Origin of the sequence: Vibrio sp. IB15, assembly GCF_016406055.1 — a bacterium.
Taxonomy (GTDB): Bacteria; Pseudomonadota; Gammaproteobacteria; order Enterobacterales; family Vibrionaceae; genus Vibrio; species Vibrio chagasii.
In genome coordinates this window covers 1-19,591 of record NZ_JAEFCE010000050.1, presented here as the reverse complement: position 1 = coordinate 19,591, position 19,591 = coordinate 1, and the positions used below count along the sequence as shown (strand labels likewise).

Annotated in this window: 27 protein-coding genes; 20 read left to right on the top strand and 7 right to left on the bottom strand. The window is 42.0% G+C overall.

Annotated features, from left to right (window positions below; translation table 11 throughout):
- Positions 1-75 precede the first annotated feature (75 nt).
- Positions 76-1,200: a M14 family metallopeptidase gene (locus JC606_RS17250; protein ID WP_198779045.1), complete on the bottom strand. Its 1,125-nt coding sequence runs from the start codon at positions 1,198-1,200 to the stop codon at positions 76-78.
- A 134-nt stretch (positions 1,201-1,334) separates the two neighbouring features.
- Positions 1,335-1,610, bottom strand: a complete 276-nt coding sequence (locus JC606_RS17245) for a nitrogenase-stabilizing/protective protein NifW (protein WP_105024663.1) — start codon at positions 1,608-1,610, stop codon at positions 1,335-1,337.
- Between the two features lie 170 nt (positions 1,611-1,780).
- On the opposite strand from JC606_RS17245, the gene JC606_RS17240 reads away from it, so the two are divergent.
- On the top strand, positions 1,781-1,993 hold the full coding sequence (locus JC606_RS17240) for a TIGR02450 family Trp-rich protein (protein WP_102423016.1): 213 nt from the start codon (positions 1,781-1,783) through the stop codon (positions 1,991-1,993).
- A 53-nt stretch (positions 1,994-2,046) separates the two neighbouring features.
- Here the strand turns inward: JC606_RS17240 and JC606_RS17235 are convergent, their stop codons facing one another.
- A complete protein-coding gene (locus tag JC606_RS17235) occupies positions 2,047-2,784 on the bottom strand; it encodes an HAD-IIB family hydrolase (RefSeq protein ID WP_198779044.1) in 738 nt (245 codons plus the stop codon).
- Positions 2,785-3,094: 310 nt separating this feature from the next.
- Positions 3,095-3,469, bottom strand: a complete 375-nt coding sequence (locus JC606_RS17230; RefSeq protein WP_137407773.1) for a YybH family protein — start codon at positions 3,467-3,469, stop codon at positions 3,095-3,097.
- Between the two features lie 141 nt (positions 3,470-3,610).
- Here JC606_RS17230 and JC606_RS17225 point away from each other — a divergent pair, with 141 nt between their 5' ends.
- Entirely contained in the window at positions 3,611-4,477 is an 867-nt protein-coding gene (locus JC606_RS17225; RefSeq protein WP_137407772.1) for a LysR family transcriptional regulator, read from the top strand.
- A gap of 138 nt (positions 4,478-4,615) precedes the next feature.
- Here the strand turns inward: JC606_RS17225 and JC606_RS17220 are convergent, their stop codons facing one another.
- Positions 4,616-4,813 carry a hypothetical protein gene (locus JC606_RS17220; protein ID WP_004742124.1) on the bottom strand — a complete coding sequence of 66 codons (198 nt, stop codon included), beginning with the start codon at positions 4,811-4,813 and terminating at the stop codon, positions 4,616-4,618.
- A gap of 497 nt (positions 4,814-5,310) precedes the next feature.
- Here JC606_RS17220 and JC606_RS17215 point away from each other — a divergent pair, with 497 nt between their 5' ends.
- The 10 genes from JC606_RS17215 (at position 5,311) to JC606_RS17170 (ending at position 11,328) form a co-directional block, all read left to right on the top strand.
- Positions 5,311-5,739 carry a hypothetical protein gene (locus JC606_RS17215; protein ID WP_198779043.1) on the top strand — a complete coding sequence of 143 codons (429 nt, stop codon included), beginning with the start codon at positions 5,311-5,313 and terminating at the stop codon, positions 5,737-5,739.
- A gap of 106 nt (positions 5,740-5,845) precedes the next feature.
- Positions 5,846-6,631 (top strand): hypothetical protein, encoded by a 786-nt coding sequence (locus JC606_RS17210; protein ID WP_198779042.1) that lies wholly within the window; start codon positions 5,846-5,848, stop codon positions 6,629-6,631.
- Positions 6,632-6,695: 64 nt separating this feature from the next.
- Entirely contained in the window at positions 6,696-7,217 is a 522-nt protein-coding gene (locus tag JC606_RS17205) for a GNAT family N-acetyltransferase (RefSeq protein WP_137408707.1), read from the top strand.
- 113 nt (positions 7,218-7,330) lie between these two features.
- Complete coding sequence (locus JC606_RS17200; RefSeq protein WP_008222468.1) at positions 7,331-7,582, top strand: TIGR03643 family protein; 252 nt, start codon at positions 7,331-7,333, stop codon at positions 7,580-7,582.
- A 63-nt stretch (positions 7,583-7,645) separates the two neighbouring features.
- Complete coding sequence (locus tag JC606_RS17195) at positions 7,646-8,134, top strand: hypothetical protein (protein WP_116870317.1); 489 nt, start codon at positions 7,646-7,648, stop codon at positions 8,132-8,134.
- 188 nt (positions 8,135-8,322) lie between these two features.
- Positions 8,323-8,952: a LysE family transporter gene (locus JC606_RS17190; protein WP_198779041.1), complete on the top strand. Its 630-nt coding sequence runs from the start codon at positions 8,323-8,325 to the stop codon at positions 8,950-8,952.
- Between the two features lie 60 nt (positions 8,953-9,012).
- On the top strand, positions 9,013-9,660 hold the full coding sequence (locus JC606_RS17185) for an HAD-IA family hydrolase (RefSeq protein WP_137408708.1): 648 nt from the start codon (positions 9,013-9,015) through the stop codon (positions 9,658-9,660).
- Positions 9,661-9,699: 39 nt separating this feature from the next.
- Positions 9,700-10,218 carry a GNAT family N-acetyltransferase gene (locus JC606_RS17180; protein WP_198779040.1) on the top strand — a complete coding sequence of 173 codons (519 nt, stop codon included), beginning with the start codon at positions 9,700-9,702 and terminating at the stop codon, positions 10,216-10,218.
- Between the two features lie 38 nt (positions 10,219-10,256).
- Positions 10,257-10,805 carry a GNAT family N-acetyltransferase gene (locus JC606_RS17175; RefSeq protein ID WP_137408710.1) on the top strand — a complete coding sequence of 183 codons (549 nt, stop codon included), beginning with the start codon at positions 10,257-10,259 and terminating at the stop codon, positions 10,803-10,805.
- A complete protein-coding gene (locus tag JC606_RS17170) occupies positions 10,795-11,328 on the top strand; it encodes a GNAT family N-acetyltransferase (protein ID WP_198779039.1) in 534 nt (177 codons plus the stop codon). The genes JC606_RS17175 and JC606_RS17170 overlap by 11 nt, the downstream gene beginning before the upstream one ends.
- Positions 11,329-11,410: 82 nt before the next feature.
- Here the strand turns inward: JC606_RS17170 and JC606_RS17165 are convergent, their stop codons facing one another.
- Entirely contained in the window at positions 11,411-11,932 is a 522-nt protein-coding gene (locus JC606_RS17165) for a prepilin-type N-terminal cleavage/methylation domain-containing protein (protein WP_137408712.1), read from the bottom strand.
- A 205-nt stretch (positions 11,933-12,137) separates the two neighbouring features.
- On the opposite strand from JC606_RS17165, the gene JC606_RS17160 reads away from it, so the two are divergent.
- The 5 genes from JC606_RS17160 (at position 12,138) to JC606_RS17140 (ending at position 15,493) form a co-directional block, all read left to right on the top strand.
- The gene (locus tag JC606_RS17160; RefSeq protein ID WP_137408713.1) at positions 12,138-12,800 is read left to right on the top strand and encodes a DNA alkylation repair protein; all 663 of its coding nucleotides are present in this window, start codon (positions 12,138-12,140) and stop codon (positions 12,798-12,800) included.
- Between the two features lie 105 nt (positions 12,801-12,905).
- Positions 12,906-13,670, top strand: coding sequence for a carbon-nitrogen hydrolase family protein (locus tag JC606_RS17155; protein ID WP_198779038.1), 765 nt, complete (start codon positions 12,906-12,908; stop codon positions 13,668-13,670).
- Entirely contained in the window at positions 13,654-14,409 is a 756-nt protein-coding gene (locus JC606_RS17150; RefSeq protein WP_198779037.1) for a nucleotidyltransferase domain-containing protein, read from the top strand. Before JC606_RS17155 ends, JC606_RS17150 begins: the two co-directional genes overlap by 17 nt.
- Positions 14,410-14,560: 151 nt before the next feature.
- On the top strand, positions 14,561-15,070 hold the full coding sequence (locus tag JC606_RS17145; protein ID WP_137408716.1) for an RDD family protein: 510 nt from the start codon (positions 14,561-14,563) through the stop codon (positions 15,068-15,070).
- 30 nt (positions 15,071-15,100) lie between these two features.
- On the top strand, positions 15,101-15,493 hold the full coding sequence (locus JC606_RS17140) for an NUDIX hydrolase (RefSeq protein ID WP_198779036.1): 393 nt from the start codon (positions 15,101-15,103) through the stop codon (positions 15,491-15,493).
- A gap of 70 nt (positions 15,494-15,563) precedes the next feature.
- Here the strand turns inward: JC606_RS17140 and JC606_RS17135 are convergent, their stop codons facing one another.
- Positions 15,564-16,844: an MFS transporter gene (locus JC606_RS17135; RefSeq protein WP_137408718.1), complete on the bottom strand. Its 1,281-nt coding sequence runs from the start codon at positions 16,842-16,844 to the stop codon at positions 15,564-15,566.
- A 270-nt stretch (positions 16,845-17,114) separates the two neighbouring features.
- Here JC606_RS17135 and JC606_RS17130 point away from each other — a divergent pair, with 270 nt between their 5' ends.
- From JC606_RS17130 to JC606_RS17120, 3 genes are all read left to right on the top strand, one after another.
- A complete protein-coding gene (locus JC606_RS17130; RefSeq protein WP_137408719.1) occupies positions 17,115-17,591 on the top strand; it encodes an RDD family protein in 477 nt (158 codons plus the stop codon).
- Positions 17,592-17,621: 30 nt separating this feature from the next.
- Positions 17,622-18,044, top strand: coding sequence for an NUDIX hydrolase (locus tag JC606_RS17125; protein ID WP_137408720.1), 423 nt, complete (start codon positions 17,622-17,624; stop codon positions 18,042-18,044).
- Between the two features lie 147 nt (positions 18,045-18,191).
- Complete coding sequence (locus JC606_RS17120) at positions 18,192-19,406, top strand: CobW family GTP-binding protein (protein ID WP_137408721.1); 1,215 nt, start codon at positions 18,192-18,194, stop codon at positions 19,404-19,406.
- Positions 19,407-19,591 lie beyond the last annotated feature (185 nt).

The window sequence follows — 19,591 nt, the reverse complement described above, 5'->3', positions numbered from 1 at the left end:
GCCCAGCACTTTAGCAAGTGCTGGGCTTTGTTCTATCTATAGTCCTGGTTTTTGATAGCCAAGACACTTGTTGCTTTATAGCTCGTCTACTGTCGCCCAAACCGCCGCTAGCATGTCGTGACCAAACGCAACACTACGCTCTGGCGACCAACCGTAAAGTTCGTCAGCGTGGCTGATATGATCTTTAAATGGCATCTCCACTGTGTATGCCAAACACTTAAACTGCTCACCGATCCAGTTGGTACCAACCGTCATGTTTGCTTTGCCTGGCTCGTCTTTATCGTAGCCAAACTCGTCTTGGAACTCTGGCGTAATCGTGAGTAGTGCTTGCTTGAAGTGGTTCTCTAGCTTCGCGATGCGCTCATTGTAAGAAGGTGTACCTTCGCTACCTGCCACAAAGTTATATGGAATCGCTTCATCGCCATGAATGTCTAAACACATATCAACGCCAGTTTCTAACATGCGTTCACGCACAAGGAATACTTCAGGGCTGCGTTCCATAGACGGTGATTGCCATTCGCGGTTCAGGTTCACGCCAATTGCGTTGGTACGTAGGTGACCACGGATACTGCCATCTGGGTTCATGTTCGGAACAACGCGGAATACTACGCTGTCGAGAAGAGAACGACCTACTGTGTCTGTTTCGTCAAGTAGGCGCTGAAGCAGGCCTTCAATCAACCATTCAGCCATTGTCTCGCCAGGATGTTGACGACCAATAACCCAAATATTTTTCTTCTCTTCACTTGGTTCACCAATGGTTAGCAAAGTGATGTCGTTGTTGTCTAGCGTGTGGCCTAGTGTTTCAAGCTTACACGCAGGGTGAGTTTGTGCACTGTGCAGAAGATCTTGGTGACGATCGTATGAGTATGGCGCAAAGTACGCGAAGTACATTGAGTCGTGCTCAGGAATGATGTTAAAGCTCAGCGTCTCACCATCGAACTGAGATGGGATACGGAACCACTCTTCGCGGTCATACGATGCAACTACATCGTAATCCTTCCAGCCCTCAGGGTAAGCAGACGTTGCCAATTGACCGATTTCAAAATGGTGCGCTTGTTGCGCTTCACTTTCTAAACGGAAATGGAACCACTGAGAGATTTCAGTTTGGTTGTCTGCAGGGATAGTCAGTTGAATGTTTTGTGGTGAATCTGCTGAAACGACGTGAATGTTGCCGCTTTCGAAATTGCTGAAAATTTTCATTGTAATTTTTATCTCGTAGTTGAGTTGTAGTAAGACTAGCACACTTTTTTTCGAGCAAACTACTAACTAAATCGTAATGAGATGTTATTTCAACTATCTATATCCGAGCTCTCTTTTTTAACGGCACTTTATGCTTATCGACGCTGGCAAGTTGTGCAGCCTCGGCAAGCCGAACGCGTATAACGATCTAACTTACTGCGTTGCACCTTGCAGTAGGCATTTTTCAGGGCTCTTCTTCCAGAAAACCAATCGTCAGGTTTCGACAGGATCAGATAGCCATTAAAGCGTTTCACAAGCTCGACTCTATTTTGGTCGATGAACTTACTATCAAACCCAATTTCAAAGTAATCGAGCGCTTGTTCAATAGAGGTAAAGCTCGCCATTTTTTGCTGGAATTCTGTTTGGCTCATGGAAAGTTAGTTTTTGAATTGGTGAGCATTAATTGTATCGAATTTATGGCCCGACTTTATTGATCTTACTTGTGGCGTACTTGGATTTAAATTATGTTTTTTGTATGTAGTGATCTTTTTAAATCTACAAGTCTTATAAAGTTCTGTTGCAATTGAGACAGGAAAAGCCCATGAACCGTATCAACCCCAAGAAACTATTTCGTAGTAAGTGGACGGCCGTTAGCCCGGTGAAAAAGGAAAAGCACTTCATGGTTACGGAGGTAGAATTTGACGAAGGAGAAGTGGTGCGCTGTTTGATCGAAGCGGTGATGACGAAACGGGAAGAAGCGATAAATTGGCGCGACCTCACCGACAATCAAGCGTGGCTCCCTGGTTGGAAGTAGCAAGGAACCCAGCTTCGATTGAACTGCACAGCTGGAAGCTGCGACGATATATATTAGTGGTTACTTGAAGCTCGCTGTTGCCAGTATTTGAGCCCTTCAAGCACGCCTGCTGCATGGGTCGCCTTACTGGTATACACGTTATCTCTGCCCGATAGGTGAGCTACTTCAGGGTAGTGGTTCGCCACTAATATGGAGTTCACCCCTTCGATCGTGAGCATTGATGTATCGTTCGCTGAGTCACCGGCAACACACACCTGTTCGATACTCAAGTCATGCTGCTTCAGGAGGTGATGGATTGCAGTTGCTTTGTTGACGCCTTTTGGCGTGATATCCAGATACCATTCGTGTGAATAGGTGAGGTGGACATCTAAGCCATGTGATTCTAATTGTGATTCAATTAATGCATGCTGAGGTTCAGACAGCTTACCTTCAAAGGTCATCTTATGGGGACCTTGGTGGCTTTCCAAGCGTTCACCCATAAAGCTGAGTGGTGCTAACGCCGATTCTACCTTTGACTTATTCCATGATGCCTTGAGTTTCTCATGCCAGATATGGTCAGGCTTTTGGATATGGTTGTGGTGAATTCTTGTGCCAACATCACTGATGATGCTGTGTGGTTCTGGGTAGTTATCTGATGCCAAGCCAACTCGTATAGAAGGGAGAGTCCTACCTGTCGCGATGATAAAGCGGATATCGGGTTGCTCGGTGAGGTAATCGAAAAGTTGATTAACCCCGTGAGAGGGACCGCCATCGAGTGTACCGTCAAAGTCACAAACCAACATTTTTATCATTCGAATTCCTTGTCACTCTTATTAATTGTGATGGAAACACTCTCCATCATTTATACAAAGAATGGCTCAGCAATAACAACATCTCAAGTTGTCTTTGGGGATCGATAAGTGAGATTCGATAGTTTGTAGCAGGTATCACACTTGCTGCTATGTCATCGAAACTAAAGATAAATCTATTAATTATTAGGAGCGGATTATGATTGCATTTAGTTGAAATTATGACGGAATGGGGTTGTGTTGTTATACAAAAAAGCCAGCAACCTGGTAGTGTGCTGGCTTTAGTTTTTGCTACTGTTTGAGCCACTCGTTTCTAGCGTTCGCCTTGAACTTCAAAGTCATCACTGACAAGACGAGCTTTACCATCTTCTTGTACTGCCCAGTGTTCATGATGAACTACACCAAATGCTTTATTCATCGTCCAGCTTGCCGTAAGAACGTAGCCGCCTTCTGGGTGTTCTTCCCATTTAACATCTGTGTAATCAACATCTTTGAAACCTTGGTCCATGATCCCTTGCCAGAATGCTTGAATTGCTTCACGACCTTCAAAAGTGCCAAATGGGCGCGCTTCCATTACACAGTTTTCTACATACTGATCTGCACAACCTTTCGCATCTTGGTTGTTGAATGCTTTTTGCCATGCGTTAATGCCTTGCTTACACGCTTCTAATACTTGATTGTTTGACATTGTTTTCTCCATAACAGTCTTATTCTAAACACTGTGTTTTTGATTGGGTTATCTCGATAAGTTGAAAGTAGTTTAGTCTTGGTAATTAATTTGAAAAACAGAGATAATAGAAAATACTGTTTGTAAAAAGAGAACAATAAGATGAGTAAACTAAAGCAGATGTCGATTTTCGCTCATATTGTAGAGCAAGGCTCTGTATCGGCCGCGGCTGAAAAACTAGAGTTGTCTAAATCTGTTGTCAGTCAGCATCTAAAAATATTGGAGCAAGAGCTAGGCGCTTCCCTTCTTAAACGAACAACGCGAAGACAAACCTTAACCAGTATGGGAGAACGTTTTTATCTAAGTTGTAAGGATATTAATGTGATCGCCGAATCGGCGTGGGATATGGCGAAATCGGAATTGGAAGAGCCACAAGGGCGGATTCGTATCACGGCTCCGAATGCGTTGATGGATTTGCTGGTGTTGCCTGTTATTGCAGACCTAATGAAACAGTATCCAAAATTAAAGCCGGAGTTGATTAGTGATGATCAACACTTAGATTTCATGGAGCACGATATTGATCTTGCGGTACGAGTTGGTAGCTCACGTGACAGTAATCTAAAACAGAAACGTTTAGGTAAGTTTAAAGATGTATTGTGTGGTGTCACAAGCATGCGTGAACGCGAGCTTGAATCGATTCCATACATTGCAAATTCATGGCAGGGAAAGCAGGTGACTCACCATTTTAGTTCTCAAACCGAAGAGAACTTTGTCTATCAACAACAAGCTAGTTGTGTGACTAATTCGTTTCACAGTTGTCTTGCACTTATTAAATCGGGTGTTGGTATTGGTGCAATCCCAGACTTCTGCATTCCTCAGTTATCTGGTCAGGTTGTTGATATGCTGCCTAGCTTTGAATTACCGACCAACATGGTTTATGCATTGACCCCATTTACTTCAAACACGCCGATTGCCATCCAATTGTGTGTCCAAGCATTAGAAGAAAAGCTCAAACAAAACTTGACTTGATATGAGGAAACTTTGTTGGAGCATGCTCTAGCTTGATTGCTGTAATTCTTTTGATGGAGGTAAACCTACTAGGTAGTGGTATCTCCATCATAAAGGCATACAGAATGCTGGTCACTCTTGCTTCAGAGCAATATTTTTTTAAGGTTTGTGGTTGGATACTGAAATTGACTCGACATTAGAAGATGCATCGAATCTAACATTGACCAAAACGGTTTCGCGTTCAAAGGTCACATCATCAAAATCTGTCGCTGCGATTTTAAATCCATTTTTAGCAAATAAGCTTGTGACGACCGTGCGTTGTTTCTGTTCCATAGCGTGTGTTAGTAGCTCGTCCATAATTTTCTCCATTGCTGAACACTGTACATAATGTAAAGGTAAAGACTCTTTGTTATGAGATCAATTGCTTAAATAATAGTTTTAATTTATGGATTCTGTTTAATTATTTTCAATATTTAATTCACTGATGATCTTCTTGTATTAACAATGTGTAGCTTATGGTTTAGATAAATTGATGTGAAATTGGTCAAGTTTTTTGGAGCACCGCTGTTTCCTGCAGAAAATTGATTGAAATAAATAGTAACAAAGTAGTGTGTGCTGTTGCGTACTGCCCTCAATTTAATCGTTCTATCTTGGGTTGGTATTTAAGCAGAGGTATTCGGTTTGGATGTATTGGAACTCATAATTGTTCATGGATATACATTTTCTAATGTTATAAATGTTATTAAATTCATATCCTTGCTTTTTATATTCTCTTGATTTATAAAATAAGCATTCACCGATAACTTCATGATTACATTAGTTTTTACTAACCTTTAATAACATGGAGAAAGGCGATGAATAAGAACCAAACACGCAATAGGTTAGCGAATTTATTGAGGCTGCGTAGACCATACAAGGCATCTGATTTTCTAGTGAGCTCTGATGAACTTCGAGTCAAGAAGGATGTTTACAGCTTACGTAAAATCAAACAGCTGGAAATCCGACAGCTGGGTATCAAAGAAAACGCAATAAACGTTGTTTCATTGACCTTGATGCTATCTGCAGCAACTTGGGCGTTCGTACCTCAGTTTGGATTACCTATGCTCGCTCTGACCTTTATTTTGGCTTTTCTTTCGTGGCGAAAATACGAGCTTCGTGCAGAGTTTAAAGGGTCAGACGAAACTGGTGATCACTGGGTATCTGTAGCTCGAGGCTGTACTCGTGAAGAGTTTAAGATCTTAAAGAGTGTCGAAGTGAATTTGCGAGAACAAGTTGTAAGCTAAGTGCGACCTCGCAGTTAGCATGGTTCACCCCTAAACAAGGCTCGTCATCATTGGCGAGCTTTTTACTTTTGGAAAGGTAATACTTATTAAAAACGATATGTAGCAAATGCCTGTAGCCTTGGGTGTCATCTTTCTTGGTTTTAGTCTTGGTACTAATGCCGACACTATTGAGTTCCCTGCTTGTGTTGAAGGTAAAGTGTTGAATACCGAGGTTCACCTTTACATTGACGAGTCTATGTTGTTGGAATACTCGAAGGCGTTTATCGCTAGTAAAGTTGCCACATGGGAAAGTTACTCCAACCTAGTTTTGAAAAACTCATGTATTCCTATTAGGAGAAAGGTAGCCCAAATTACTTATACATCTGCTATTGATAGCCTTTGGTTTCAAAATGTGAGTGCGGCAGAGAGGCTACTCAAATTATCGATGGAAGATCCAATTGAAGAAATCACAGAGGACGGTCGTCCTGTTTTTACAGGTGTTGTGTTTTCAAATTATCATTCTGCTTTCGAGTCTCGATATTGCGGTGTCGCGTCTCAGGCCTCTCGTTTTTTCTCTTTGGCTATAAATCACCCAGACTCGACAATGGAACATGAAATTGGTCATATGAGCGGCGCCAACCATGACTATAAAACGGTGCTAAAAGATTACGCGACTATCGAACATTTTATCGCTGACAGGTACCCCAAAGCGCCCGCATATTCATTCGGTGCTACATGTGCAGAGAGAGGCACTGTGATGTCTTATGAGCGTGATATTATTCCTGCCTACTCTAGTCCTGAAATTAGAGTTAACGGACAGCAATGTGGAGATAACGCGCATCACAATAATGCGAGAGTGCTTAGAGAGTTCGCAAATACTCATTTAAAGCTAATAGACTCCAACAAAAATTAGTCGAGCTAATACCGAGAATCGTTAAACAGTACGATGGCGTTTGAAAACAGGACAAGGAAAGCGAATGGACATAACGATAAGACCAGCAATGCCTAGCGAATTAGCTGCCATTTATGCTTTGGTTATCTCAAACGATGAGTGGACTAAGTTTAATGGCCCTTATTTTTCGTATTCTCATCCTTCATTAGAAAGCTTTGAAGCGCATTCGTTTAAACGGCTGCTCGAGGGCGATGACCTACAGCTAGTGGTTGTCGACGGTGTACCTGTTGGAACCGTGAGTTGCTACTGGGAATGCGAAGAGACACGTTGGCTCGAAGCTGGCGTGGTCATTTATAACTCTGATTATTGGGGGAAGGGGCTCGCAGCATTAGCACTTCCGCTCTGGATTACTTACCTCTTCGAAAACAAACAGATTGAGCGTGTGGGGCTAACTACTTGGTCAGGTAACCCGCGCATGATGTCTCTCGCTTTGAAGCTAGGTTTCCAGCAAGAGGCGAGGCTGAGAAAGGTGCGATATTACCAAGGCGAGTATTATGACTCGTTGAAATATGGAGTGCTGCGTAGCGAGTGGCTGGAGAGAGGATAACGACAAATATCTGTTTTTTGTTTGATGATTCCTTATCGATTCAGTGGTAACAGCCTGATCTAAAAAGTGAGAGTGAGCGTACTTCTACTCAAATTTTAAAGGATGAGTAGACAATGAAATTATCTAAAGAGAGTGAATCAAGAATTATTGAAATGGCGTGGGAAGACCGAACGCCATTTGAGGCAATAGAACACCAATTTGGTTTAAATGAATCACAGGTGATTCGTTTTATGCGTAGCCATATGAAGCCAGGTAGCTTCAAGTTGTGGCGTGCTCGCGTCGCAGGTCGTGCGACAAAACATGTAAAACTTCGTAGCTCTGAAGTGTCGAGAGGTTATTGTCCAACACAATATAAGCGGCAGTAGGTTTTCTACCAACCATTTACCTCTTTCTATCAGTGGCTATCGATCTAAATAGGGAGATTGAGATTGAATAGTTTGATTGGATTAGCGATAGGCTTTTTGTTTGTGATGCCTATCGCCACCTTAGTGCATGAATTGGGTCATGCAATCCCTCAGCTTATTGCGGGTCACAAAGTCGAGGTGGCCCTCGGGAATAGCGAAAAGGCCAAGGTTGTTCAAATTGGCAATCTCACACTGTCAATTTCAAGCTTTTCAATGAATGTTGGCTTTGCCTCAATAACTAAACAGGGCAGTAAATCGTTACAAGCATGGTCTCTAGTTATGGGGCCGCTTACCTCATTACTCCTGTGTCTATCGTTGTATTTTATTAATAGCAATCAACTCCCTTACATCGCTTCTTACGTCATTAATTTTGGTGTCTATTTTTCATTGGCTCAGTTTGTGATGACAGCATTGCCTATCTATTACCCTAGTGCGTTTGGTGCCTATGAAGGGATGCCTAGTGATGGTAGGCAACTACTGGAACTTTATGGCTTAGCAAAGTGTCGAGAGTAGTGGTCGTTAATAGATTGGTTGAATCTTATTGCTTGGCATTTTTTGGATTCAAATGTGGACTCTAATACTGAGTTGAAAGACACTTATCACACCACGTTCGAGCGCACTAATTTTGTGAATCAAGCGACGCAAAACCGTTAGTGCGTGCGATATCATTACTTAAGCTTGAGTGAATTGAGTAGAGGAAAATGGAATATTTATTGGTTCTTCTTCACGTTGCGCTGATTTGGATGCTGGCGGTCGCAACTCCCGGCGCGAATGTGCTGTTGACGATTAACACAGCGCTGCACTACAACCGCAAGCTAGCAAAATATTCTGCTTTTGGTGTCAGTACATCCATATTGCTATGGTCACTGTTTGGATGCACCGGCTTGGTTATTTTGCTCTCCCATTTCCCGGCATTGTTTAGCGTTATGAAGATCGTTGGTGGCAGTTATTTGTTGTACTTGGGTATGCGCCAGATCCTTTCAACACGAAAAGCCAAACAACCAGATGAAGGCCTGAATACTAGCGAAGCGATGCTGCCTTCAAGTAGAAAAGTCTTTATGTCTGCGTTTATCACTAGCATCTTAAACCCTAAAACGGGTTTCTTTGTCGTGAGTTTGTTTAGTGTGTCTATGCCTGAAAATATTACCATCCCGATGGTCATCGCCATTATGCTGACTATGTCTGGTATCACCTTATGCTGGCATATGTTTTTGGCGACAGCCTTTTCACATCGAGCAGCGAAAAGTGTTTATGCACGTATCTCAAGTATCATGGATTATGTAACCGGCGGCTTGTTTACGCTGTTTGGTATTAAAGTCATGGCGTCTTAATGGGTGTTATCTGCTCATATCAATACTGTATCAAAGTGTTTTTCATAGGTTTTAGAGTTCATGATTGAATGTAAGAAGTTTATTTTTGATGTCGATGCAACACTGGTTGATACCCAAGTGGTTATCGACAATATTTGGAAAAAATGGTGCAAGACTGTTGGTGTTCGTTTTGAAACCATGAGTGAGTATATCCACGGGCGAAAAATCGAAGAGACACTGAGCTGTATTGGCATGGAATTCTCTAATGTCACTGAGGTCAATAAAGTCAAAACTATTGCGATCCAAGAGATGAAGCGCGCCAAGGCTATACCAAATTCTCATGATTTTTTATCAAAATTAGGCCCGGATTGCTGGTCAATCGCAACGAGTGGACCTAGAGCGGTCGCAACAACAAGCTTGGAAGCCTCCGGTTTTACGTTGCCAAAGGTCATGATTTGTGCCGAAGATGTGGTACGAGGTAAGCCAGCACCGGATCCTTTCCTTAAAGCCGCAGAAGCTTTGGGCGCAAAACCAGAAGATTGCGTTGCAGTTGAAGATTCACCATCTGGCGTACTATCGGCCAAGAAGGCAGGATGTTTCACGATCGCTCTATTAACCAGCCATACCAGAGAAGAATTAAAATCAGCAGATTTGATCGTAAATGGTTTTGATGAGCTCAAACTTACCTGCAGTCCGATTGGAACCTATCAGGTTCATCGTGCTTATTAGAAACATCCTTTAATTTTATCGTAAGAGGAATAGATAACAATGAAACTAGTGTCGCCCTCCAAAGAATTTGAGTCCGCTTTTAAGGTGTATTACCAAGACTTGTTGGAGCACGACATCGATAACTCTGATTATTACAAAGACGGTGTTCTTGATTTTTCTCGTTATATTGAATGCTTAAATGATGAGGCTAGAGGCGTTAACTTACCCGACGGTTATGTGCCATGTAATCATTATTGGTTGGTAAATGATGAAGGAGAGATACTTGGCGCCATTCGTGTTCGTCATCGTATCGATAATGAGTTTTTGTCACTTGAAGCGGGGCACATTGGCTACGATATTGCTCCCTCAAAGAGAGGTTCTGGTTACGGCAAGGCAATGCTCAAATTCGCTATTCCAAAAGCGAGCTCTCTGGGTATTAAACAAGCTTTGATTACCGCAGACGAAGACAATATAGCTTCACGAAAAGTCATTGAGGCAAATGGTGGTAAGTTCGAAAAAATAGTTTTTGGTAAAGTCTTTCCTGGCCCAGTAGCTCGTTATTGGCTTGACTGCCAGTAACGCCATACAGTTTAGGCGACAGATAAAAAGGAATTTTGATGTTCAAACTAGAAACTGACCGATTAGTTCTTCGAGATATGACGCTTGAAGATCAAAGCGCGTTTGTGGCTATGTCACAGGACGCCAAATATCAGCGCTTCTATAATGAGATTGATTGTGAGCCTAGTAAGTACCATCAACTTACTCAATTGTTTGTTGAACAGGCTGAGGAAGATCCTCGTCAGTCCTATCAATTAGCTGTGGAAAGTAAAGAGTCAGGGAAGTTTATCGGAACCGTGTGTTTGCGCCTTGAAGATAACCAGCAAGCTTCAATGGGTTGCGCTTTTGCGAGAGAGATTCAGGGGAAAGGGCTAGCCATAGAAGCGGCCAATGCTCTGGCTGGTTTTGGGTTTTCAGAGTTAGGTGTTCATCGAATTTATGCGGAAACCATTGGTGAGAATCTAGCGGCGATAAGATTGTGTAAGTCACTCGGGATGAGACAAGAAGCTTGCTTTAAAGAGCACCGATTTTTCAAAAATAAGTGGTGGGATACCGTTGTATTAGCGATGCTTCGCTCAGAGTGGGAAGGTGAGAGTAATGGAAAGTGAACGACTTAAATTAACACCTCCTTCATTAATCCATACTGATGAAATGTTTAACGTTGTTCAAGAATGTATGGCTGAGTTGTCCGAATTCCTGCCTTGGGTTTCTGAATCCTTAACTCGGCAACAACTTGAACTCAATACTCAAGAGGCTGCCAGTAATTTCTCTAATTTTGTGGGGGATTTTTGGTTCAGTATTATTGAAAAGAATACTGAGGCGTTCATCGGCGCCATTGGTTTTATTGTTCGAGACGACTCTATACCTTGTTTTGAAATCGGTTATTGGTTACGAACTTCGAAAACGGGATTTGGTTATGTGAGCGAGGCGATTCAACTCGTTGAAGAGTTTGCCTTTCTTGATAAAGGGGCAAAGCGGGTTGAAATAAAAATGGCAGCAACGAATGTGAAAAGTCAGGCAGTGGCGCAGCGATGTGGCTACCAGCAAGAAGCACGTTTAGCTAATGCTAGGCGTTTACCTTCTGGAGAGTTAGACAGCACGCTGGTTTTCGCCAAAAGGTGCTTGTCTTAATTTTTAGGGTGTCTGAATCTTGATGCTTGGCATTCTCTAAGTTTATTTGTGTGCACCAACGCGTTGAGCATTAAACTAGAGCTTAGCTGTCTGGTTCGTCATCTACTGTGACATCGCCATTCATCGAGTTGTAGTAAATAGATATCCCCGGTACGACTCGATAATGATAACGGCATTGGTCGGTGTGGATGTACTCAGCGATATAGTCAGTATTAGTCGGTGAGTTGAAACTAGAAACGCTCGGTGGATCAATCAGGAGAGCTCCCCATACCGAAATACAGTCTTCCGGATTATCCAGCCTTGGAAAATCTTCTGCGTAAGGCCATTGCTGTACTGGGTATCCCCATTCATTGAAGTCAAGCTGGCCGGTGACAGAATCATCATATATAGGAATATTCGTAGATGGACCGCCACCGTTTAAGGTCAAATTTTTTGAGTAGGCAAGATCGACACCTGCTTTGAAAGCAGCGCCAGTACCTTTCACGGCTGCAATATGCGAATCTGTACTCACATCCAGGAATCTGGGCGCTGCCGTAACGGCGATTATTCCAAGAATCACAATAACGACAACAATCTCAATAATTGTAAAACCGTTCTTTTTCATTATGCACCTCTTTTGAAGACGGCAAGTATGCACCATAAGTAACTATTGCCAAAGGAAATTTCTATATTGCAGAGGTGATTTTATTAACCAATAATGAATGTTGTGATTTACATGGCTTTATTTTATAAAACTCAATCTAGAAATATCTTAAGAGCCGGATATCTCACTTCAATATTGAATTTAGATAGACAAGGAGTTTGTTTTCGTGAGTATGGTCGAAACGGCAAAGCAGCATCTTTCAGAAGTGGGTTATCCGAAAGTGGATATCAAAACAGCTCAGGTTCGTTCCATTTCTGCTCAGATTTTTAAGACTCTTGAAGACAAAGATATTTCTAGTGTGTTGTCTCTGTGTACTCAATTATTGGAGCAAAGAGACTGGGCGCTAGGAGTTATCGCGTACGATTGGGCTTTTAGAGTAAGAAAACAATATTCAAGAGACACGTTCCCTGTTTTTGAAAGTTGGTTAACAGAGTTCGTCACAGACTGGAACGATTGTGACGACTTTTGTACTCATGCTTTTGGGGAGTTGCTGTCTCAGTACAATGATTTGTTCGATCTCACAACCAAATGGGTTGAGCATTCGAATTTTGCTGTTCGTAGAGCCGCTGCGGTCATCTTAATTTATCCTATCAATAAGAATCGATACGCTGCGTTGGATCCGTTTCGCGTAGCGGATCTATTGCTCGAAGATAAGCATGACTTAGTACAGAAAGGCTATGGTTGGATGCTTAAAGTACTCAGTCAAAAAGAGCCTCAACAGGTTATTGGTTATCTGAATACCAAGTATGCCGCAATACCAAGAGTGGCTTTTCGTTACGCGATTGAAAAATTGGACAATGAGATTAAGCGAGAGTTAATGTCGCTTTGATAAGCGGTGTTTGAAGTCGAATTATAAGTACAGCCCCTAACGTATACCGCATTTAGCTATGTAGCGATTTTTGTAGCATTTTTTGTTTTTTTGGAGAAGTTTGAAATGAGTGTCACTATCAGTTTGGCCCAAATTCCTGTCGTCAGAGGCAACTGGAGAGAAAACCTTAAGCAACATCTAAAAATGATAGAGCAATCGTCAAAGTACAATGCGGATGTGGTTGTTTTCCCCGAGCTATCACTAACCGGCTATGAGCTTGATTTAGCGGAAGAACTTGCATTGTCTCTTGAGCCATCAAACTTTGAAGAACTCTCCCTAGCTTCGGTTCAAAGTGAGATGATTATTGTGGCTGGTTGTCCCCTGCGAGTTCCAGGCTTATCCCATCCCACCATAGGCGCCGTTATTTGTTTTCCCGACGGTAGAGTCGAGTTCTACTCTAAACAGCACCTGCATGATGGAGAGGGCAACTACTGCTCCGCTGGCGATGTTGATTATACATTTGATGTGAATGGGCATAAAATCGCGCTAGCAATATGTGCTGACTTCATAGAGGCGGATCACTCCCAACGAGCTAAACATCTAGATGCTGATATCTATTTAGCGAGCGCTTTAATCTCTGAGAATGGCTTTGATCCGGATTCTAAAATCTTATCTGGAATTGCGTCGGAACACGGTATACCAGTATTACTGAGCAACCATATCTCTGTGACGGGAGGTTGGGAAACGTGTGGCAAGAGCTCGGTTTGGAGTTCGCAAGGAGAGCTCGTGATCAGTGCAAACTCAAAAGAGAATGGTATTGTTCTATGTACTATCTCGGGCTGTGAAACAGATCCTAATATAGCTGGAAAGTGGCATGCTGAATCAAACTAGAGGTCTCGACAAAGACGGGTTCATCGAAAACCTATACTCTCCTAAGAATATCGCTCCCGAATTCCAAGAGGTTGTGAGTGCCGTTATTGATTCGTTGTTAAGTGGCCTTCCGAATCAAATTGATGGTATCTACCTATACGGAAGTGTGCCGAGAGGAACGGCGGTTGTTGGTCACTCGGATTTGGATGTTTCTATCGTACTCAATACACCTATTGGTCAAAAAGAGAAGCGACTATTTCAGCACCTTTCTGACTGCATTCCCAAAGCATATCCCCAAGTCAGTAAGCTTGATATCGCCCCGGGCTCACTTTCAGAAGTTCTGCAGCCACAAGAAAAATTCCATTGGCAGTTTTGGCTCAAGCACTGTTGCTGTTGTATTTGGGGTAATGATTTATCTATTGATTTTCAACGTTACAAACCTAGTCGTGAAATAGCCCAAGCGCTTAATGGTGACTTGTCTACTTTTCTGGATCAAATGGGCCTAGCCTTTAAAACAATGACCGATGCGGATGTCGCTAAGCTGATTGGCAAAAAGTTAGTGCGGGCGGCGTACTACTTTGTCGCTGAGAAAGACGGAAGTTGGCACACCAACCTGATCCAGTGTACTGCAGTAGCCAAGCGTTATTATCCAGAGCAAAGTGACGATATTGAATTAGCCCATCAATACGCTCTCGGGCAATTAACCTCAAAAGTTAAAGCTCTAGAGTTGTATGAAAGACTAAGCAAGAACTTGTCGTGAGCGTTAGTGAGCCTGAAAATCGGTGGGGTAAATTATCGACATATGCATACCGATTCGCATTTGTTTTATAAATCATAGCTAGTTGAATGTATTAAAAGCTGATGTGTTGTAGGGTCTGTGCTTTATTGCCAATAGAGACCAAGGAACAAAAATGTATGCCAATAAGTATTCTAATTTCTGGAGACGCTTCTTTGCTATCTGGATAGATTCAATCGTATTTTTACCTTTGGAGTGGATAGACAACTACGTACTTTCTGGCGTGATTAGCTCGGGTGGTGTTTTTGCTTGGGGAGTGGTGAATTCACTAATTGGTGTCACTTACTACGTTGGCATGCATGCTAAATTTGGGCAAACAATCGGTAAGATGGTTACTCGAGTGAAAGTAGTGGATGTATCTGAAAGTCGAAACTTAACCCTCAAACAGTCTTGTATGAGAGATATTGTCCCAATCATGCTTATCCCCTTTAGTCTCTATCCTTACGCGCAACTGTCTTTCTACGGCGAGACTTGGGAAAGTTTAGAGCAAGGCCGAGCCTTTATTTTGGTTGGGTACGCAATGATCGGTTGGGTTCTTTTAGAGTTCATCTCCATGCTATTTAATCATAAACGCAGAGCGATTCATGATCTCATTGCAGGCTCTGTTGTCGTAAAGAAAGTCTAATTATCTAAACTTCGGCCTAAGGAAAAATCGATGGATGTCCATGAGTGTGTCTCTTTTATCCTGCTCAATGAATCACAAGTATTGTTAGAAAAGCGCAGCGATTCTAAGGACACTGACCCCGGGTTAATAACAATACCTGGTGGACATATAGAGCAGGGTGAAAATCAAATTCAAGCATTGTTTCGAGAGCTTAACGAAGAGCTAAACGTTATTCCAACTGAATACACATTCTTATGTTCGCTCTATCACCCAACAAAAGAGTTACAGCTTATTCATTACTTTGTGGTAACCCAATGGCAAGGTGAAATCACAGCACAAGAAGCAGACAGCATCGCGTGGTATCCACTGAATTCTGCGCCTGTCGATATCAGTGCTGATGGTGTCGCTTTGAAAGAAGTAGGGCGTGTGGGACATTACCTGTGACTATTCAGCTACACCAAAAATGTTCCGTGTTTTATAGAGTTGATGAGCAATGAAGAAAATACATCACTACCTATGATTTACTCGTTTCCATACAAAAAACATCACTTGGTTTTCCAGGATATAGCAAAAATAAAACTCTAAAAAAGATAGCTTGGAAAAATAGCATTATAGAGACACCGAGAGACGAGAAAATAAAAGAATAGTCGAACAGATATGAGGAGTAGAAAGCAACCAACGCGTTACCTGATGCGATTACAATGTTCTGTGCTGCTGCGGTCCTACCTGCTATCTCATCGAGCGTGTTTTTTTGTAAGTACGTAGATAAGCCAACAGCTGATAAAGTGGTAGAGATACCGAATGTGAACAGTAAAATTGGTACCCAGTAAAGACTATCGAATAGACCAAAAGACATGAAGGTGGCTATGGCTAGTATTTGATTGAATAATAGTAGGTTATCTGATGATGTATTAGATAAGCTGTTATTTGTCTTTTTTATGAGCATACCTGAAATAATGGCACCAGCAGCATAACTTACACTGAGAATAGATAGCCATATATCACTATTGGAGAACTTTTCTACAACTACAGGTGCAAGGTGAACATAGAAGCCGCCCAAGCAAAATGCTATTGAAAAGCTGCTCAATAATCTGACACTGAAATGCTTTTCTAGTTTTAAAAATTGCCCAAACTCTCTCCAGTTAATTCTGTTTCCATCACCTCTCGCATTTGTAGAGCAATTATAATGTGAGGACGTACAGAATTTTATTGACATAAACAAACACGAAATGTAGATAATTGCCATTGCTAGGAATATGTAGTTTACCGAGTAAAAAGAGAGCATTGCGCCTGTAAGAGTTAGACCGAATATTTGGCCTAGTTGTGATGCTGAGGTTACTCTTCCATTTAGTACTTTAAGCTCTTCTTTTTTTGCTACGGTTCTAATAAGAACAAACAAGCTGGTCCTATAAAATGGCCTGAAGATATAGACAATTACTGCGGCGATAAACAAACTATGGGACAAAAAGTAGTCATACACAGTAAACAAGGAGATAAAAACAATAGAACTGATCGCATTTGTGAATATTAGAATTCTAAGAGGAGAGTATTTATCCGCAATGGAACCTGCATACATTTGAATGAGTGTAACAATGACAAACTCCCCTCCATATGCTGAAGCAAATGCCCATAAACTATTGGTTTCATCAAAAAGTAACTTGCCTAGAAGTAACGTAAATATAGCGCTACTCATCTTTGTAAAAAACTCGATGTATACTGGGATGTTGATCATTTTCACACTTACGTTGCCACGCCTTAAAGTCACCTGCTGCTCAATCGGTGTTGTTTTTAACAAGAAGACTTAGCAGTCTTAACTATCGCTATATTTTATAAAACTACCCTGAAGCGTGCATACTGTCTCATATTTGTGAGTGTGTTTTTGTGATGACGGTTCCTTTTCGGAAGCTTGAAGTAGATCGTAGGAAATTTTCAACCAACTGTTTGACATGGTGTTGATTAGGTATTCAATTTTGGGGCTTTATAGGACGCCTTGTCGAATAATGGTGGCTGCGAGTCGTTCAGCAATCGTGTTAGGTAAACTGCTTGGGAGGAACGTAGATTATTAGTGAACTTTGCTATCTGGATAGATTCAATCGTATTTTTGCCTTTGGAGTGGATAGACGACTACGTACTTTCTGGCGTGATAAGTTCAGGTTGTGTTTTTACTTGGGGAGTGGTGAATTCACTAATTGGCATCACTTACTACGTAGGCATGCAAGCTAAATTTGGGCAAACAATCGGTAAAATGGTCACCCGAGTGAAAGTAGTGGATGTATCTGAAAGCCGAAACCTAACCCTCAAACAGTCTTGTATGAGAGATATTGTCCCAATCATGCTTATACCCTTTAGTCTCTATGCTTACGCGCAACTGTCTTTCTACGGCCAGACTTGGGAAAGTTTAGAGCAAGGCAGAGCCTTTATTTTTGTTGGTTATGCAATGATTGGTTGGGTTCTTTTAGAGTTCACCTCCATGCTATTTAATCACAAACGCAGAGCGATTCATGATTTCATTGCAGGCTCTGTTGTCGTAAAGAAAGCCTAATTATCTAAACTTCGGCCTAAGGAAAAATCGATGGATGTCCATGAGTGTGTCTCTTTTATCTTGCTCAATGAATCACAAGTATTGTTAGAAAAGCGCAGCGATTCTAAGGACACTGACCCCGGCTTAATTACAATACCTGGCGGACATATAGAGCAGGGTGAAAATCAAATTCAGACACTGTTTAGAGAGCTTAACGAAGAGCTAAACGTTACTCCAATTGAATACACATTCTTATGTTCACTCTACCACCCAACAAAAGAGTTACAGCTGATTCATTATTTTGTGGTAACCCAATGGGAAGGTGAAATCACAGCACAAGAAGCAGACAGCATCGCGTGGTACCCACTGAATTCGGCGCCTGTAGGTATAAGTGCTGATGGTGTTGCTTTGAAAGAAGTCGTGCGAGTGGGGATGTTTCTCAAAAATATAGATACTTGCCTGTTTCCAATTTAGTTTAATCGCTAAAGGCGAGGCTACCTCGGGCTTTATCTTATATTTACCTTTTCATCAGCTATTGACCTAAGACAATTCGGGATTACTTCTGTATATGGTGTTGTTATGTTATAACGTTCGTTTCTTTCCGGTTTTTAGGTCAAAGCTATGTCGTCAATTCCAGTCACTATTTTGCATGGGTTTCTCGGATCAGGGAAAACCACGTTTTTACGCAATATTCTCCAACAAACCGAGTATTCCGGTGATGAACTGTCCGTTATTGTAAATGATATGAGTGAGCTGGATATCGATGGCGTGCTTATCTTAAATACAGATGCGGTGAGTGAAGATCAGGGCAACTTTGTCACGATCAGTGGCGATAGTATCAGTAGCCCGAGTGGTGTACAGAAACTTGATAAAGCGCTTAAAAAACTCTGTGCAGAAAACGCACCAGAATGGATTGTGATTGAAACGTCGGGTAGTAGCCATCCTTTACCTTTGGTCGAGTATTTCAAAAACAGCGTACAATTTGCACTCAAAGACGTGATTACTTTAGTCGATGCGACTTGGCTGCGAGATGATTTTCAACAAGGAGCTACGTTAATCCCTAAGTGGCAGGAGAATGTTCAGCGAGGTATTAGGGGGGTAGAAAACTTGTTGGTTGAGCAGATCATGTTTTCAAACCGTGTCATGCTAACTAAAACAGATAAGGTGGATGACAATACTGTTCGCAACATTGCGCAGGCGATTCATCCTCTCAATGTGTACACCGAGATAATTAAAACGTCTTGGGGAAATTTGGATGTTCGCATGTTGAAAGGTAAGCAAGATTATAACTTCGTACTAGTTGAACAGTTAATCACAGAACTTCGAGAGGCTGTGAATGAACCGCTGAATTTATCCGATAAAGACGAACAAAGTCTTGTTGCAAAAGTGCTCAAAGATGATCGCCCATTTCATCCAGCTCGTTTATGGAATACCTGCCAACAGTATTTAACAAAAGGTGTATTTCGTAGTAAAGGGTTCTTTTGGTTCCCAACTCGAGACGATGTCTCACTGCTTTGGAGCCAAGCGAACGGTAATGTAGGCCTTGAAATCACGGGCTTTTGGCGCGCTTCGGTAATCGAAGATGAATCGCAAAACTATACAGAGGAGCATCGTCAAATCTTACAAGATAAGATAGACAGTGTTGAAAGCCGCTTTGGTGATCGTCGTTGTCGTCTAACGGTGATTGGGCAAGAAGATGAAGTCGATGCCTTTATCGATGCACTGGAAAGCTGCTTTTTGACTGATGCGGAATTGGAGCAGTGGCAGCAAGGGGAGACGTTTGAAGATCCTTGGCCAAAGAAAATTGCTAAGCTAAACCAGAAGAGAACACTTTGAGTACACTAGTGTATAACACGTCGTTGCGTTGTTACATTTCGGCTTGCTCCAATAAAGGTATCACTGAGTGACCCCATAAAATGTGAAAGCCTCCTAAGTAACGGGAGGCTTTTTGATTTAAGCTATTTACGACCCTGTAAATAATTCTGTGTAACTGTCGGGGTTACATATATTCAGTGAGTCGG